The 15,699-nt window shown below is 39.1% G+C and carries 18 protein-coding genes; 1 reads left to right on the top strand and 17 read right to left on the bottom strand.

The window, feature by feature from the left end:
* Positions 1-27: 27 nt before the first annotated feature.
* The 12 genes from I858_RS00240 to metG form a co-directional block, all read right to left on the bottom strand.
* Positions 28-990, bottom strand: a complete 963-nt coding sequence (locus tag I858_RS00240; protein WP_049695106.1) for a ribose-phosphate diphosphokinase — start codon at positions 988-990, stop codon at positions 28-30.
* 15 nt (positions 991-1,005) lie between these two features.
* On the bottom strand, positions 1,006-2,379 hold the full coding sequence (glmU, locus tag I858_RS00235; RefSeq protein WP_049695105.1) for a bifunctional UDP-N-acetylglucosamine diphosphorylase/glucosamine-1-phosphate N-acetyltransferase GlmU: 1,374 nt from the start codon (positions 2,377-2,379) through the stop codon (positions 1,006-1,008).
* Positions 2,380-2,621: 242 nt separating this feature from the next.
* Positions 2,622-2,906 (bottom strand): septation regulator SpoVG, encoded by a 285-nt coding sequence (spoVG, locus tag I858_RS00230; protein WP_049695104.1) that lies wholly within the window; start codon positions 2,904-2,906, stop codon positions 2,622-2,624.
* A gap of 192 nt (positions 2,907-3,098) precedes the next feature.
* Entirely contained in the window at positions 3,099-3,476 is a 378-nt protein-coding gene (locus I858_RS00225; protein ID WP_049695103.1) for a RidA family protein, read from the bottom strand.
* The gene (gene purR, locus I858_RS00220; RefSeq protein ID WP_049695102.1) at positions 3,477-4,304 is read right to left on the bottom strand and encodes a pur operon repressor; all 828 of its coding nucleotides are present in this window, start codon (positions 4,302-4,304) and stop codon (positions 3,477-3,479) included.
* Between the two features lie 57 nt (positions 4,305-4,361).
* Positions 4,362-5,225, bottom strand: coding sequence for a 4-(cytidine 5'-diphospho)-2-C-methyl-D-erythritol kinase (ispE, locus tag I858_RS00215; RefSeq protein WP_049695101.1), 864 nt, complete (start codon positions 5,223-5,225; stop codon positions 4,362-4,364).
* Between the two features lie 148 nt (positions 5,226-5,373).
* Entirely contained in the window at positions 5,374-5,637 is a 264-nt protein-coding gene (gene veg, locus I858_RS00210; RefSeq protein WP_006830753.1) for a biofilm formation stimulator Veg, read from the bottom strand.
* 163 nt (positions 5,638-5,800) lie between these two features.
* Positions 5,801-6,679, bottom strand: coding sequence for a 16S rRNA (adenine(1518)-N(6)/adenine(1519)-N(6))-dimethyltransferase RsmA (gene rsmA, locus I858_RS00205; RefSeq protein ID WP_049695100.1), 879 nt, complete (start codon positions 6,677-6,679; stop codon positions 5,801-5,803).
* A complete protein-coding gene (rnmV, locus tag I858_RS00200; RefSeq protein ID WP_049695099.1) occupies positions 6,679-7,236 on the bottom strand; it encodes a ribonuclease M5 in 558 nt (185 codons plus the stop codon). Before rnmV ends, rsmA begins: the two co-directional genes overlap by 1 nt.
* A 113-nt stretch (positions 7,237-7,349) precedes the next feature.
* Positions 7,350-8,726 (bottom strand): G5 and 3D domain-containing protein, encoded by a 1,377-nt coding sequence (locus I858_RS17450; protein ID WP_049695098.1) that lies wholly within the window; start codon positions 8,724-8,726, stop codon positions 7,350-7,352.
* 76 nt (positions 8,727-8,802) lie between these two features.
* Complete coding sequence (locus I858_RS00190; protein ID WP_049695097.1) at positions 8,803-9,579, bottom strand: TatD family hydrolase; 777 nt, start codon at positions 9,577-9,579, stop codon at positions 8,803-8,805.
* A 201-nt stretch (positions 9,580-9,780) separates the two neighbouring features.
* Positions 9,781-11,739, bottom strand: coding sequence for a methionine--tRNA ligase (gene metG / locus I858_RS00185; protein WP_049695096.1), 1,959 nt, complete (start codon positions 11,737-11,739; stop codon positions 9,781-9,783).
* 328 nt (positions 11,740-12,067) lie between these two features.
* On the opposite strand from metG, the gene I858_RS00180 reads away from it, so the two are divergent.
* Positions 12,068-12,346, top strand: coding sequence for a transition state genes transcriptional regulator AbrB (locus I858_RS00180; protein WP_049695095.1), 279 nt, complete (start codon positions 12,068-12,070; stop codon positions 12,344-12,346).
* Positions 12,347-12,571: 225 nt separating this feature from the next.
* On the opposite strand, the gene rsmI is transcribed toward I858_RS00180, so the two are convergent.
* The 5 genes from rsmI to I858_RS00155 all read right to left on the bottom strand — a co-directional run bounded on the left by rsmI (position 12,572) and on the right by I858_RS00155 (position 15,699).
* Positions 12,572-13,441, bottom strand: coding sequence for a 16S rRNA (cytidine(1402)-2'-O)-methyltransferase (gene rsmI, locus I858_RS00175; protein WP_049695094.1), 870 nt, complete (start codon positions 13,439-13,441; stop codon positions 12,572-12,574).
* Positions 13,438-13,707, bottom strand: a complete 270-nt coding sequence (locus I858_RS00170) for a GIY-YIG nuclease family protein (protein ID WP_049695093.1) — start codon at positions 13,705-13,707, stop codon at positions 13,438-13,440. The genes rsmI and I858_RS00170 overlap by 4 nt, the downstream gene beginning before the upstream one ends.
* Complete coding sequence (locus I858_RS00165) at positions 13,694-14,431, bottom strand: tRNA1(Val) (adenine(37)-N6)-methyltransferase (RefSeq protein ID WP_049695092.1); 738 nt, start codon at positions 14,429-14,431, stop codon at positions 13,694-13,696. Before I858_RS00165 ends, I858_RS00170 begins: the two co-directional genes overlap by 14 nt.
* Before the next feature lie 85 nt (positions 14,432-14,516).
* A complete protein-coding gene (yabA, locus tag I858_RS00160) occupies positions 14,517-14,876 on the bottom strand; it encodes a DNA replication initiation control protein YabA (RefSeq protein WP_006830743.1) in 360 nt (119 codons plus the stop codon).
* Between the two features lie 10 nt (positions 14,877-14,886).
* Positions 14,887-15,699: a PSP1 domain-containing protein gene (locus I858_RS00155; RefSeq protein ID WP_049695091.1), complete on the bottom strand. Its 813-nt coding sequence runs from the start codon at positions 15,697-15,699 to the stop codon at positions 14,887-14,889.

Below are 15,699 nucleotides of genomic sequence, written 5' to 3'. Positions count from 1 at the left end.
ATAGGGCATTAAAAAAGTTGTTTTTGATCAATCAAAAAGAGTACTGACTGATTTTTGTTCATGAACACGAACGATTGTCTCAGCTAATAAGCGTGCAACAGAAAGTTGCTTAATTTTAGGAGATTTTTTTTCTTCAGGCAATGCAATGGAATTCGTGATGATTAGCTCTTTAATAACCGAGTCATTGATTCGTTGTACGGCAGGACCTGACAGAACAGGATGCGTACAACAGGCAAAGACTTCTTTCGCACCACTTTCAATCAATGCACTCGCCGCAATTGAAATTGTCCCAGCTGTATCAATGATGTCATCAATGATAATGGCCGTCTTGCCTTCTACATTACCAACAATGTTCATCACTTCAGCAACGTTTGGCTTTGGACGACGTTTATCGATAATCGCGATTGGAGCTTTCAGGCGATCCGCCATTTTACGTGCACGTGTAACGCCGCCGTGATCAGGTGATACGACGATAACATTTTCAAGGTCGATACCACTTTCATTCAAGAAATAATCAGACAGCAATGGAACAGCTACCAAGTGATCAATCAAAATATCAAAGAACCCTTGAATCTGAGGAGCATGCAAATCTAAAACGATTACACGAGTCGCGCCAGCCGTTTCTAATAAATTCGCTACTAACTTTGCTGTAATCGGTTCACGCGAACGGGCTTTACGATCTTGTCTTGCATAACCATAATAAGGCATTACAACATTAACTGTGCGAGCAGAAGCACGTTTAACAGCATCAATCATGATCAATAGCTCCATCAAGTTTTCGTTAACTGGCTGAGAAGTAGATTGGACGATAAATACATCGTAGCCACGAATACTTTCTTCAATATTAATTTGGATTTCGCCATCGCTAAAATGTGTCACTGAACTTTTTCCAAGTGGAATCCCTGCGTGTTCAGAAATTTCTTCAGCTAACTCCTGATTCGAATTCAATGAAAATATTTTTAATTTTGAGTTTGCATTTTGATAGCCCATTAGGTGTGAACCCTCCTATTTTTTGCTGTTTAATTTACTTGCATAGCCCTCTTTGTTTTCCTGGCGCGCGCGTGCAATTGCCAATGAATCCTGAGGTACGTCTTTAGAAATCGTAGATCCTGCAGCAATATAAGATCCTTTGCCTACAGTGACCGGTGCGATCAAGTTTGAATTACAGCCAACGAACGTATCATCTTCAATAATTGTTTGGAATTTGTTTTTGCCATCATAGTTTACGGTAATTGTTCCGCATCCAATATTGACACCTGTCCCAACTGTAGCATCGCCAATATAACTTAAGTGAGAAACTTTGCTATCGTTTCCGACTTCTGCTTTTTTCACTTCAACGAAATTCCCAATTTTCACATGATTGCCTAAAACAGTTTGAGGTCGAATATGTGCAAATGGCCCTACTGCTGTATCTGCTCCGATGCTACTATCGTGTATTTCTGAACTGCGAACTGTTGTGCGGTCACCGATTTCACTATTAACAATGTGTGTATTTGAAGAAATGATGCAATCTTCTCCAATTTTTGTATAGCCATCAATCTGAACATTGGGATAAATAATGGTATCTGCTCCAATTTGAGCTTGTGCACTAATATAGGCAGTCGATGGATCAATAATCGAAACGCCCGCTCTCATATGCTTTTCAGCAATTCGCTTGCGCATCGTGTTCTCAGCCTGACTTAATGCAACACGATCATTAACACCTAATGTTTCGTCAAAGTTATCTGTTGCGTAAGCCGCCACAATTTCACCTTGTTTTTGAAGAATTTCAATTACGTCTGGCAAATAATATTCGCCTTGAACGTTATCATTAGACACACATTTTAACGCCTCAAATAATGCCTCATTGTCAAAGCAATAAGTACCTGTATTAATTTCTTTGACGCGTTGCTCTTCTTCAGAAGCATCTTTTTGTTCAACAATTTTTTTAACGATACCATCGCTATTGCGTAGAATACGTCCGTATCCAGCTGGGTTATCTGCAATTGCTGTTAAAATAGTTGCTTTTGCCTTTGTTTCAGCATGTTGATCAAGTAAAGCCTGCATTGTTTCAGGACGGATTAATGGTGTATCCCCACAAACAACTAATGTCGTTCCTGACAATCCTTCAATTAATGAAGCTGTCTGTTGAACCGCATGAGCTGTTCCAAGCTGTTCTGCTTGTAACGCATATTCACTTTTATCACCGAGTTGTTGTTGAACTTTTTCAGCACCATGTCCAACAACAGTAACGATTTTTTTAACACCAAGTTGCTCTACATTGCCTGCTACATGCTCAACCATCGGCATGCCACAAACCGGATGAAGTACTTTATATAATTTCGACTTCATGCGGGTACCTTGTCCTGCCGCTAAAATTACTGCATATGTATTCGCCATTCTCTATCCCTCCACTCCTATTTTAATAAGAACTTTTTTCATCGTTCTCATCATTCATTTAACTATAACTGAGTAATTCCAGAATTCACATGACTATGTCAACTAAAAATTTGCTTTTCCTTATTGACTATAGCGGAAAAACCTTGATTTTTCAAGGTTTCTTGGCATGACAATAACATGACAAAAAGAACAAATAAAAAAAGAGCCTATTAACAAATAGAAGGCCCCTCGATTTTGCTCCATTAAACGCCGGCATTTTCCAAAACCGATTCGTTTTCACTTTGCTCATATGCAGTTAAGACAGCTTGCTGTAACTTTGTACGTGCACTCGAATTAATCGGATGTGCAATATCCCGAAATTCACCATCAGGTGTTCTTTTGCTTGGCATCGCTACAAATAAGCCATCATTTCCATCAATTACACGAATATCGTGGATGACGAACTCTTCATCCAACGTGATAGAGGCAATGGCCTTCATCCGACCATCCGTTTGTACGCGTCGTAGTCTCACATCTGTTACTTCCATTCTTTTGTTTCCCCCTCTATGCTGCTGTTTTAAACCCTAATTATGGGTATTCGCTATAAAGGACTATTCTCCTTCATAAATTGTAATATTTATTAGAAAATTTACTTAATAAGAAAAATAATAAGAAACAAAAAACACAGACCTACTCACACTTGATGAGTAAATCTGTGTTCTAAACTTTTTCACTTAATTTTACACGTTCACTTTTGCAATTACTTCGATTTCTACTTTCACGTCTTTTGGCAAGCGAGCTACTTCTACGGTCGAACGCGCTGGTTTATGATCACCAAAATAACTTGCATAAATATCATTAAAGACTGCAAAATCGTTCATATCTTTAATGAAAACAGTTGTTTTAATTACTTCGTTAAGTGATGAGCCTGCTTCTGCAAGAACTGCTTTTAAATTCGAAAACACTTGATGGGTTTGATCAGAAATCGTCCCTTCAACCAATTGACCGGTAGCTGTTAAAGGAATTTGACCTGAACTATAAAGAATTCCTCCTGAAACCACGCCTTGTGAGTATGGTCCAATTGCCGCTGCTGCTTTGTCCGTTGCTACGTATTTCATTTAAATTCCCCCATTTTCAAAGTAATTTCCTTCTTCCAATGCAATGGTGCGCTCTTTTTCACTCACTTCATGAAGTTTCACAAGAGATAAATACTTTTCTACCAATCGCTCATCTTTATGCTCTGCTTCAACAAGTACCGCAACACCTGCTAATGTACATTCAAATTCTTCAAGCAAATTTTTCATGCCATTCATTGTGCCGCCAACTTTCATAAAGTCATCTGTAATCAACACGCGCTGTCCACTCTTCATGCTACGTTTCGACAATACCATTGTCTGGATGCGTCTAGACGAACCAGACACATAATTAATACTAACTGTAGAGCCTTCCGTAACTTTGCTGTCTCTGCGGACAATAACAACGGGCACATTCAAGTGACGAGCGATAGCATGAGCAATTGGGATGCCTTTTGTTGCCACTGTCATAATGACATCAATTTTCTCTTTCGCAAATGCAGTCGCAAATACTTTTCCGACACGATTCATCATTTCGGGATTACCGAGCACATCTGTCATATACAAATAGCCACCTGGTAATAGCCGGTCAGAGTGGCTCAACTCTTCCATTAAGTCTGCCATCACTGCTTTAATTTCATGAGCTTGGAGCTTTGGAATATATTTGACGCCACCCGCTGCCCCTGGAACTGTCATCAACAAACCGATTCCTTTTTCTTCGAATGTCTCTTTAACAATCCCTAAGTCTTCACTAATAGAAGACTTAGCGGATTGGTATAAATCTGAGAAATAAGTTAACGAAATCAATTTATGTGGATGTTCCAATAAAAAATGCGTCATATCAACAAGTCGTTCACTGCGCTTCCACTTCAAAACTACCCTCTCCTAAACACGAATAATCTATAGAAAACTTACCATAAATGTCCGTATTTAAGCAAGCGGCTCTCGTTCGCCAATCAAGCGTACAGCATAAACTTCTGAACAAAATCCACGCAAACCATTGTAAATACGTGGAACACGGATTTCTTGATGCACCAGTCCAAAAACAGTTGGCCCGCTTCCACTCATTAATACGGCATCGGCTCCAAACTTTTTCATTTGCTCTTTAATTTGTTGAACTTCTGGGTACATGTTCAATGTCACACTTTCAAGGGCATTGCCAAGGTTTGCACACATGGCTTCATAATCACTTTCTTCAAGTGCTTGAATCATCGCTTGTGTATTTGGATGCTCTGCTTTTTGAACATCAAATGCCCCGTAGACGTCAGCTGTCGAAACACCGATAGTTGGTTTTGCTAGAATCACCCAACAATTTGGCGGCGTTGGCAATTGTTGAATAATTTCTCCACGTCCTTTTGCGAGTGCTGTGCCACCGTAAACACAAAATGAAACATCCGATCCAATTTTAGCACCTAGTTCGGCGAGTTCATCTAGCGATAAATTTAATTGCCAAAGTTTATTTAGACCTTTTAACGTTGCCGCTGCATCGCTGCTACCCCCAGCTAAACCTGCAGCAACCGGAATTTTTTTATCCAGTGAAATAATAACACCTGTTTTAATGTTAAAAGTATCTTTAATTAATTGCGCCGCTTGATAAGCGAGGTTGCGGGAATCATCTGGTACAAAGCGATCTGCCGACTGGATATGTATGCCACTAGCTGTTCCCATTAGTCCAATGCGATCTGACAAATCCACAGTCGTCATAATCATTTCAATTTCATGATAATTGTCTGGACGTTTGTGTAACACATCCAATGTTAAGTTGATCTTGGCAGGTGCTTTCACGTAGAGCATTCCACTGCCTCCTTTTATATTCTGATGAAGACTATTTTAACATAATGCGAGACAATGAAAAGCAATGTGTCGACAGAAACAAAAAAACTCGCCTTCTGCTTGGATGAGCAGGAGCAAGTTTTGGAGTAACTTATAGAATATAATTCAATTATTTCACAACAAGTGCGTCTTCGGTTCCTTCGTACACAGTAATTTCTACTGCTTCAGTTAAGATGTCTGCGTAGCTGTAAGACACGCGTTCAAATGCATGCTCTTCTTGATCTAGCTCAATCACGAACACGGAGTGATAGGTCTCACGCAGAATTCCGGCACGTTCAACCGTTTTCTTGCGACCTCCGTTTGCCTTCAAAAGCAATCGTTTTCCTAAATGTAAGTCTAACGATTTTTTAATATCCGCCAAAGTTTTGGGCATTTTGTCTACACCTCACTATGGATATAATACTACCATAATTTGATGAAATTGTCAAGCAATTTTATAATTCTATCAACGAATCTTAGTTGTTGTCAATATTTATTTATTCGAAATTTCCTTAACTCGAAAGAAGTTGTGCCAATTTTGTAACAGAATGTCCAATTTATTTGAAATACGCATATAATTTATCAGCAAGTAAACCAAACTCTTTAATCGTTAAGGTCTCACCCCGTCTAGTTGGATCAATTTCAGCTTCTTCTAGCGCTTTTAAAATCCATTCTTTTTTCTCTTTACCTAAAGGCATCGCTACTTGAAGATTATTCAAGATTGTTTTTCTTCGCTGAACAAACGACCCTCTCGTTACGGTAAAGAAGAAGTCTTCATCAATTACTTCTACTTCTGGCACATCACGTTTTGTCATGCGAATAACAGCCGAATCAACGTTCGGCTGTGGCAAGAATACAGACTTTGGAACAGTTAGGGCCATTTCAGCCTGTGTATAGTACTGAATGGCAATAGATAGTGAACCGTAAGCTTTAGTGCCTGGTTTAGCTGTGATGCGCTCAGCCACCTCTTTTTGCAACATAACGACCATACCACGAACTGGTAATTTTTCCAGTAATAATTTTAAAATAATAGGCGTCGTTACGTAATAGGGCAAGTTAGCCACGACTACGATGTCATCGTAACCCGCCAGTTCACTATCAATCGCTGCTTGGACATCTGCTTTTAAAATATCCGAATGGATAATGGAAATGTTATCATACGGCGACAACGTATCAGCAAGGACTGGCAATAAGCGCTGATCGATTTCAAATGCCAGGACTTTCCCTGCTTCTCTTGCTAAATGTTCTGTTAAAGCACCAATTCCGGGACCAATTTCAATCGCTGCAGATTTTTTTGTTAAATCTGCTTGTCCAACAATTTTGCGTAATATATTTGGATCGATTAAAAAGTTTTGTCCTAAACTTTTTTTTACTTTCAAATTGTATTTCGTCATAATTTGTTGTGTTCGAATAGGTGTAGCAATATCTTTCATCATTAGTTTTCCTCCTGAGTTAACGCTTGTACCGCTTTAATAAATTGTTCTTTTGATATGCCAAACATATAAAGACGCTTTTGAAGTTGCTTGCCGTTTGTATAACCGATTTGCAATTCGTTGCCGATCGTAGTTCTTCGCTGCTTTGCTTGTGGATGCGCAACAAGCCCAGCATCGATTAAATCGTCCATTGTAATCTCTATAGGACGATCGTGCATTACTGGCGTATAGACTGCTTGTAAAGCTTCACGAATGTCTTCATCTCGAGCATGTTCTATTCCTAAGCCTTTGCCATTTTTGGCAATTGTTTTTTCTTTCGCTAAAAATGCATGTTTCGCTTGTGGCACATGTTCTTCAATAATAGCACGGATACGTCGTCCGGGATAATCAGGATCAGTAAAAACAATGACGCCTCTTTTTTGCTGTGCATGAACAATTCGCTGCAGTGTTTCAGCATTAATTGCTGAACCATTTGTTTCAATCGTATCTGCATCAACTGCACGTTTAATCGCTACAGTGTCATCTTTTCCTTCTACTATTATAATTTCATTGATTTTCATTGATAGATTCCTCTTTTCAGACTTCTTGTTTATTTTACATGTTTAGGAGCAGACATGTAAAAAGCTTTCCCGGAAAATATCCCGAGAAAGCTTTCAGTCAAACTTACGTTAGATTAGTTTAAAATTCTAACTTTCACTTGTTTGCGTCCGAATGATAACGCATCAGACTTGTTAGCCATGAACAAATCAATTTTGTTTCCTTTGATTGCTCCACCTGTATCGCCAGCAATCGCATTTCCGTATCCTTCAACCCATACTTTAGAGCCAAGTGGAATAACGCTAGGATCTACTGCAATTACTTTAAGACCAGGATTGGTTTTCAAGTTGATCCCTGTAGCTGTAATCCCTGAACATCCTGTGCAGCTTGCTGTGTAAGCTGTTGCTGACACGTAAAATTCTTTACCACCAGTTGGTTCTGCCGCCGGCTTTTCTTTTGCAGGTTCTGCTTTAGCTACTGGCTTTTCTTTTGCTACAGGTGTTACCTTTGCAACTGTTTTTTCAGTAGATGCTGCTTTAACAACTGCTACTTCTTTCTTCGGTGTTGCTTTTTCTTTCACAATTTTTGCTGATGCTACCGGTGTTGCTTTTTGTTTTGCTCCACGTGAAACGCTTGCTACAACTGTTTTTGTTCCAACCGCTGTTACTTGCTTCGTCGGTTCTTTAACAATTTTTTCATCTTTAAGATCACGTTTTACTTCTTTACCGTTTTCTTTAACAATTTCGTACGTTTTTTTAACTAGACCATTTTGACCTTTTTGAACAATTTTTTCACTGCCTTTAAGAAGTGAGTTGTCTTTTTTTGTTTCTACTGCGTATTTTACTGAATCCTCAACTACATCCGTAAGTTTTTCAACGCGAACAATTTGAACTTTTGAATTTGGCAATACCAATTCATCCATTTTGCTTTCAACACGATCTAGTTTGCCTAAAGTCACTTTGTTTTCTTTTAAGAAATCAGCGACTTTCGTTGAAGTAGACCATACTTTCTTTTCTTTAAGACCGTCTTGAATGGTAACTTCATACGCTTTTTCTACTGAGATAGCTGTATCTTCATCTACTTGCTCGTCTAGTGCTGGAGATACTTTATCGTGTTTTGTAAGTTCAACATTTGCTGATGCTAAAATTTCTGACACCGTATTTTTCGTAGTCCAAGCTGACGTTGCTTCTCCATCAACTGTTACTGCATATTCTTCTGCTGCATCCCACTCAAGAGCCATATCTTCATTAATTGGTGTTTCCGTTGAATGACTCACGAAATCATGTTGACCAGGTTTGATGTCTTGTTCTTTTAAAAAGGCACCTACTGTTTCTGCATGCGTTCTTACTTCTTCTTTTTCACCATTAGCTGTTACGGATACAGTGTTTTTTGTTCCTTCGTATATAGCAAAAGTTAAAACCGCAGCGAACAATAAGACTGTCGCGATTGTTACCGCTAACGATTTACCTTTAAATGATTTTTTTGTATTCGTATTATTTGTTTGATTTGTCAAAATTAATTCCTCCTTCTTCACTTGAGTGATTATATGGGCTCATTTTTAGCCTGTCAATGAAATTGAATTCTCAATTTCACTTTATTTGAGAAAACTTATAAAACTTCTCAGCATTTTCTGTAGTCGCTTTTGCGACAGCTTCTACTGAAATATTTTTTAACCGTGCTATTTCTTCAGCGACTAAAGGAACGTAAGATGGTTCGTTTCGTTTTCCACGATATGGATGTGGCGCTAAATACGGAGCGTCTGTTTCGATCATTAAGTAATCGAGGGAAATCAGTTCCGCGATTTCTTTTGGTTTTTTTGCGTTTTTGAATGTTACTGGTCCACCAAGTGAAATCATGAAATTCAGTTTTATACATTCATGTGCCGTTTCTACACTTCCACCAAAGCAGTGCATGACGCCGCCTACTTCTTCCGCATTTTCTTCTTTAAGAATTTCCAAAACATCTTCAGTCGCTTCGCGGTTATGAATGATAATTGGCAACTTCACTTTTTTAGCCAACCGAATTTGCTTGCGGAAAATCTCTTTCTGTATTTCTTTTGGCGATTTGTCCCAGTGGTAGTCTAAACCGGTTTCTCCGATTCCCACTACTTTAGGGTGAGCTGCCAGCTCTTCAATCCATTCCAAATCTTCTTCAGTACAATCGATGGCATCAACAGGATGCCAACCAACTACTGCGAAGATAAATTCATAGGTTTCGGCCAACTGTATGGCTCGTTCGATCGTTTTTTGGTCGAAGCCGATGACTACCATTTTCTCCACATGGTTTTCTCGTGCACGCTCAATGACTTCTACAAGGTCCTCATCATATTGGTCTGCATTTAAATGTACATGGGTATCGATAAACATCAATCATTCTCCTCACATTAAGGCTAATTGTAATGGTTATGCCTGTATCTTTCTTCACAGCAACATTACAATACGGTAACAAAACATGTTAGTTCCGTGTCATTTCTATTTATTTCTTTGTAATATTGGGTAATAATTCCTACAAAACCAAAAAAAGACCCACTAATCAAAGTGGGTCAAAACAGTTCTTTTATCGTGTTTTTATTTTATCTTCGAGCCATTTGAAAGCTTTTCAGCAACAGAAGCTAATGTTAAGTAGCCGTCTTTTTCACCAGCTAAAATCATTCCTTGAGATAACTCACCACGCAATTTCACCGGTTTTAAGTTCGCTACAACAACCACTTTTTTGCCGATCAAGTCAGTTGGTTTATAATGTTCAGCAATTCCTGAAACCACTTGTCGCTTCTCATAACCCATATCTAGCTGGAGTTTTAATAACTTTGAAGTTTTTGGCACCGCTTCACAATCTATTACTGTCGCTACGCGTAAATCTACTTTTGCAAAATCCTCAATTGCAATTTCTGGTACATCTGGAACTTCCACAACTTCTGGTTCTTCCTCAATTGGTGTTACAGAACCGCGCATTTGTTCACGAATATAGGCTACTTCAGGTTCTACTTCAAGACGCGGAAAAATTGGCGTTCCTTTTGATACCACTTGTGTTCCTGCAGGAATTTTAGCAAAATCTTGCAATGTATCCCATGTTAAAAAATCCTCTGTTAAACCGAGCTGTTCAATAATTTGTTTAGGTGCATTTGGCAAGAACGGCTGTAACATAACCGCCGTCATTCGAAGACTTTCTGCTAAATGAGCCATAACAGAATCTAATTGCTGTTTCTTATTTTCATCTTTTGCCAATACCCACGGCTGCGTTTCATCAATATATTTATTTGTTCGTGAAATCAATGTCCACACTTCACTTAACACAATACTAAACTGCATTTTTTCCATGTGCTGTTCGTAAACTTTTACAGTCTGCATAGCTACTTGTTGTAGTTGTGCATCAAATTCCGTTTGCAATCCGTTAATTTGTGGCACAGTACCGCCACAGTATTTATTGATCATGGATACAGTTCGGTTCAATAAATTACCAAGGTCGTTCGCTAAATCAAAATTTGTTCGTTCAATAAATGCTTCTGGTGAAAAGACACCATCAGAACCAAATGGTAGTTCACGCAATAGGAAATAACGTGTTGCATCTAGACCATAGCGCTCAACAAGCATTTCTGGATAAACTACATTACCTTTAGATTTCGACATTTTGCCGTCTTTCATCATGATAAAACCATGAGCGAATACTTTTTTCGGCAATGGTAAATCTAAAGCCATTAAGAAAATTGGCCAGTAGATTGTATGGAAACGCACAATATCTTTGCCCACTACATGAACATCTGCTGGCCAGTACTTCTTGAACAAGCTATCGTCTTCTGAGCCATACCCAAGCGATGTGATGTAATTTGATAAAGCATCAACCCACACATAAATAACGTGTTTTGGATCTCCAGGAACAGGAATTCCCCAATCAAAAGAAGTTCTAGAAACTGATAAATCTTCTAATCCTGGTTTGATAAAGTTATTGATCATTTCATTTTTGCGCGATTCCGGTTCAATAAATTCTACGTTATTTTCATAGTACTGGAGCAAACGAGCAGCGTATTTTTTCATATTGAAGAAATACGATTCTTCTTTTACTTTATGAACTGGACGGCCACAGTCTGGACAATTGCCATTTTCTAATTGATTTTCCGTAAAGAATGATTCACACGGCGTACAATACCAACCTTCGTAATCACCTTTATATATATCACCATTGTCGAGGAAAGTTTTAAAAATTCGTTCGACACCTTCTTTGTGACGTTCTTCTGTAGTCTGGATAAAGTCATCATAAGTAATATCCATAATCGACCAAACATGTTTTGCTGCGGCTGCCATTTCATCCACAAACTCTTGTGGTGCTTTGCCTGCTTCTATCGCTTTTTCTTCGATTTTTTGACCATGCTCGTCCATTCCAGTCAAAAACCGAACATCAAATCCACGTAATCGTTTGTACCGAGCCATTGCATCAGAAGCGACCGTTGTATAAGCCGTGCCAATATGGAATTTTCCGCTTGGATAATATATAGGGGTAGTCAAATAAAATGTTTTGTTGTTAGCAGTCACGAAAAATTCCTCCAGTTTGTTTTGTATAATTCTTATTTTAACGAAGTCCTTAATTTTGTACAATCTTTCAAGTTAATCAAATTAGCTAAACCTGTAGTAAACTTGTCAGCTATGTCGATAAAAGTTTGTTGCCATTCAACTACTTGTCGAATTTTTGTCAATAAATACTGGAATCCACCTCATGTTAGCACTAAATAAGAATATTTATTATCTTTTTGATAGTTTTATATTGACCTATTTGACAGTAGTTGGTATGATTTATTACAGGAAGTGGAAAATGTCGAATTTTGACGAAAAACGTCCGATAAACCAAAAGGAGGATTTTATTATGAAATCAACAGGTATTGTTCGTAAAGTAGATGAATTAGGACGTGTGGTTATTCCAATCGAATTGCGCCGCACTCTAGGAATCGCTGAAAAAGATGCTCTGGAAATCTATGTAGATGATGATAAAATTATCTTGAAAAAATATTTACCTAACATGACGTGTGCAGTGACAGGCGAAGTATCAGACGAAAACATGAAATTAGTTGGCGGTAAACTGATCTTAAGTTCTGAAGGCGCAGAAATGTTAGTGAAAGAAATTCAAAACAACTTAAAGAAATAAGCTCAAAAAACCGGATGCCTCGTGCATCCGGTTTTTTTATTGCTACGCCACTTCGCCAGATCGTCTTATGCCCGGCAGAGCTACACGGGTGCTTACACTTTTCTTTGGCTAGACTCCAGCACCCAGCTCTTTGGGTCATAAGCCACTCCGGCTATGTGGCTGAAAATACGCCACTTCGCCAGATCATCTTATGCCCGGCAGAGCTACACGGGTGCTTACACTTTTCTAAGTATGATACGCTTGGTAGATTTCTCTTTTGGATAGTTGACGTTCAATAGCGACTTCTTTAATAGCTTCTTTGGAAGTTACATTTTTGGTTTCGATCAATTGATCGACATGTTCTTCAATAGATAATGCTTCCCACCACTTTACGTTTTCGATGGGTTCTGGATGTGCGTTTCCTTCAAGAACTAAACAAAATTCCCCACGTATTTCATTTACTTCTGCCCACGCAACGGCTTCCCCCACTGTTCCTCTAATAAACTCTTCAAATTTCTTCGTTACTTCGCGTGCTAATACAATTTTCCGGTCGTCCCCTATTGCTTTTTGCATACTTTTCAAGCTTTCTTTTAAGCGATGAGGCGCCTCGTAAAAAATCAAGGTTTCTTCTTTTTGACTTAATAACGCCAACTCAGCAAAGCGATCCTTTTTATTACGGGACAAAAAACCGTAAAACAAAAAAGGTTGGGGCGTGATGCCTGATGCAATTAATGCACTAAGCGCAGCGTTTGCACCCGGTATGGGCACAACTGGAAAGTCTTCTGCAACGGCTCGTCTGACGATATCTTCGCCTGGATCTGAAATACATGGCATACCTGCATCACTGACTAACGCAACCGATTTGCCTTGCTCCAAATACGACAAAATTTTAAAGCCGCCGCTTTCTTGATTGTGTTCATGGTAGCTAACCAATTTGGTTTGTATATCAAAATAATTGCAAAGCTGTTTCGTATTGCGTGTATCTTCCGCTGCAATGATGTCTACTTCTTTTAAAATACGCAATGCGCGCATGGTTATGTCTTCAAGATTGCCAATCGGTGTTGCCACTAAATACAAGGTTGCTTCTTTGTGGTGAAAACTTTTTTGAGATTTCATATGCTGCTCTCCTCTTCTTTAGTAATATAACGCATTTTTTGAGCCTTGGTTAATTGCTTAAAAGCGTATTCTGCTTTCATTGCTTCCTGTTTGGTTTCAAAGCTTTCATGGTAAATCAGCTTGGATGGTCCTTTAGCACGCGTGTACTTAGCACCTTTTCCAGCGTTATGCGCGGCTAACCGTTTGTCCAAGTCATTGGTATATCCTGCATAATAAGAACGATCGGCACATTCCAAGACGTAAAAATAATGATTACTTGTCGCCATATAATAATTCACGCACTTCTTCTGTATATTCTCCGTCTTCTCCGTAGACAATTAACGGCGGAAGTAACTTCAAATCGGGTTTGCCGTCTTTGATGCCTTCAATTAACAACGTATTCGCTTCTTTTCCAGATTTCGGGTAAACAAGGCGAATTCGTTTGGGTTCCAGCCGGTTCGCGCGCATCGCTGCAATCAAATCAATCAAGCGACCTGAACGATGGACAAAGGCCGCTTTGCCTCCTTGTTTGAGTAATTGACTAGCTGTTTTAACAGCTTCATCTAATGTTAAATGCAGTTCGTGACGGGCAATTGCCATGTGCTCACTGATGTTTTTATCGCTCATCTCATGCGCTGGAAAATACGGCGGATTACATGTTACCACATCGTATTTCTCAACCCCTAAGTGTTTTGGCATATTTTTGACATCGCCTTCAATGATGTCAATCTGACTTGTTAACTCATTGTAGGCCACACTGCGGCGTGCCATATGAGCAAGTCGAGGTTGTAACTCCACTCCAATGATGCGCGACTCTGTGCGCGCGCTTAAAAATAGCGGGATGGCTCCGTTGCCGGTGCACAAATCGATAATGGTTCCTCGTTTTAATGGAACATATGCAAAGCGCGCCAATAACACCGCATCCAGTGAAAAGGAAAACACCGAAGGGCTTTGAATAATTCGTAAATCTTCCGCTAATAAATAATCCAGTCGTTCGTCATCCACTAACATCTATTCAACTCCTAGCATGACAAAAGGCTGCCATCACACAGGGTGACAGAAGCCTTTCTGATTAACTATCGTAAATACCGTTTTTTTAGTTTTGCTTATTTAAAAATGATAAACAAAACAGGCAATCGTCACCTTTTCGAGAACTGCCGAAATGTACATTACAGACGTGGTAGCCTTCATGATACAAACGCGCTAAGTTATCGTACCCTTCACCGATGTCCATAACAGCTTTTTTTAATTTTACAGGATCCACTGCTGCTACTTCTGGAACCGCTTTATGAAATTCGTCTAATCGTGCACGCAAATGGTGATTTTCCAATTGCAGTGCATGATGTTCTTCCATCGTCCGAGCGACAACTGCTTTTAATTCGCTGAATTGCTCTTGCATCGATTGAAGTTGTTGTTCAAACTCCATGACAGTATCTAAAAAATTCTTTTCCTTCACTTAAACCACCTCACGCTCTCGTTCCTTGGCCCATTATCTCATCTAATGTATATTCAAGTGTTTGTTCTTGCTCAGTTAAGCGAACTTTCAACACTCGTTCTAAAATATTCATGCCAACAACACGGCCTTCGCCATCAGGAGTTGTTACGTGTGTTCCAACATCTGGCATTTCTTTTTTAGCTGTTTCGTATTCATCGTTCTCATATTTTAAGCAGCACATCAAACGGCCACATAAACCTGAGATTTTAGAAGGATTCAATGACAAATTTTGATCTTTTGCCATTTTAATCGATACGGGTTCAAAATCACCCAAAAATGTTGAACAGCACAACATGCGACCACAAGGTCCTATGCCACCCAGCATTTTCGCTTCATCACGCACACCAATTTGACGTAGTTCGATACGTGTTCGGAAAATGGACGCCAAGTCTTTGACCAAGTTCCGGAAATCCACACGTCCTTCCGCTGTAAAGTAAAAAATAACTTTGTTGCGATCAAACGTATACTCAACATCGACTAATTTCATGTCTAACTGATGCGCTTCAATTTTTTCTGTTCCTTGTTCAAATGCACGACTTGCTTCTAACCGATTTTCTTCTACTTGCTGGCGGTCTTTATCTGTAGCTATTCTTAACACTTGCTTTAAAGGCAAGACTACGTCATTTTCTCCAACAGTTTTTGTTGGAACGACCACTTTTCCATACTCTACGCCTCTTGCTGTTTCAACAATAACGTAGTCGTCTTTTTCAATCCCTAATTCAGCTGGATCGAAATAATATATTTTACCCGCTTTCTTAAAACGGACACCTATGACATTATACAA

It is taken from the genome of Planococcus versutus, assembly GCF_001186155.3.
Lineage (GTDB): Bacteria > Bacillota > Bacilli > Bacillales_A > Planococcaceae > Planococcus > Planococcus versutus.
The sequence above is the reverse complement of the archived record's forward strand: the minus strand, read 5'-3'. Positions and strand labels throughout refer to the sequence as shown.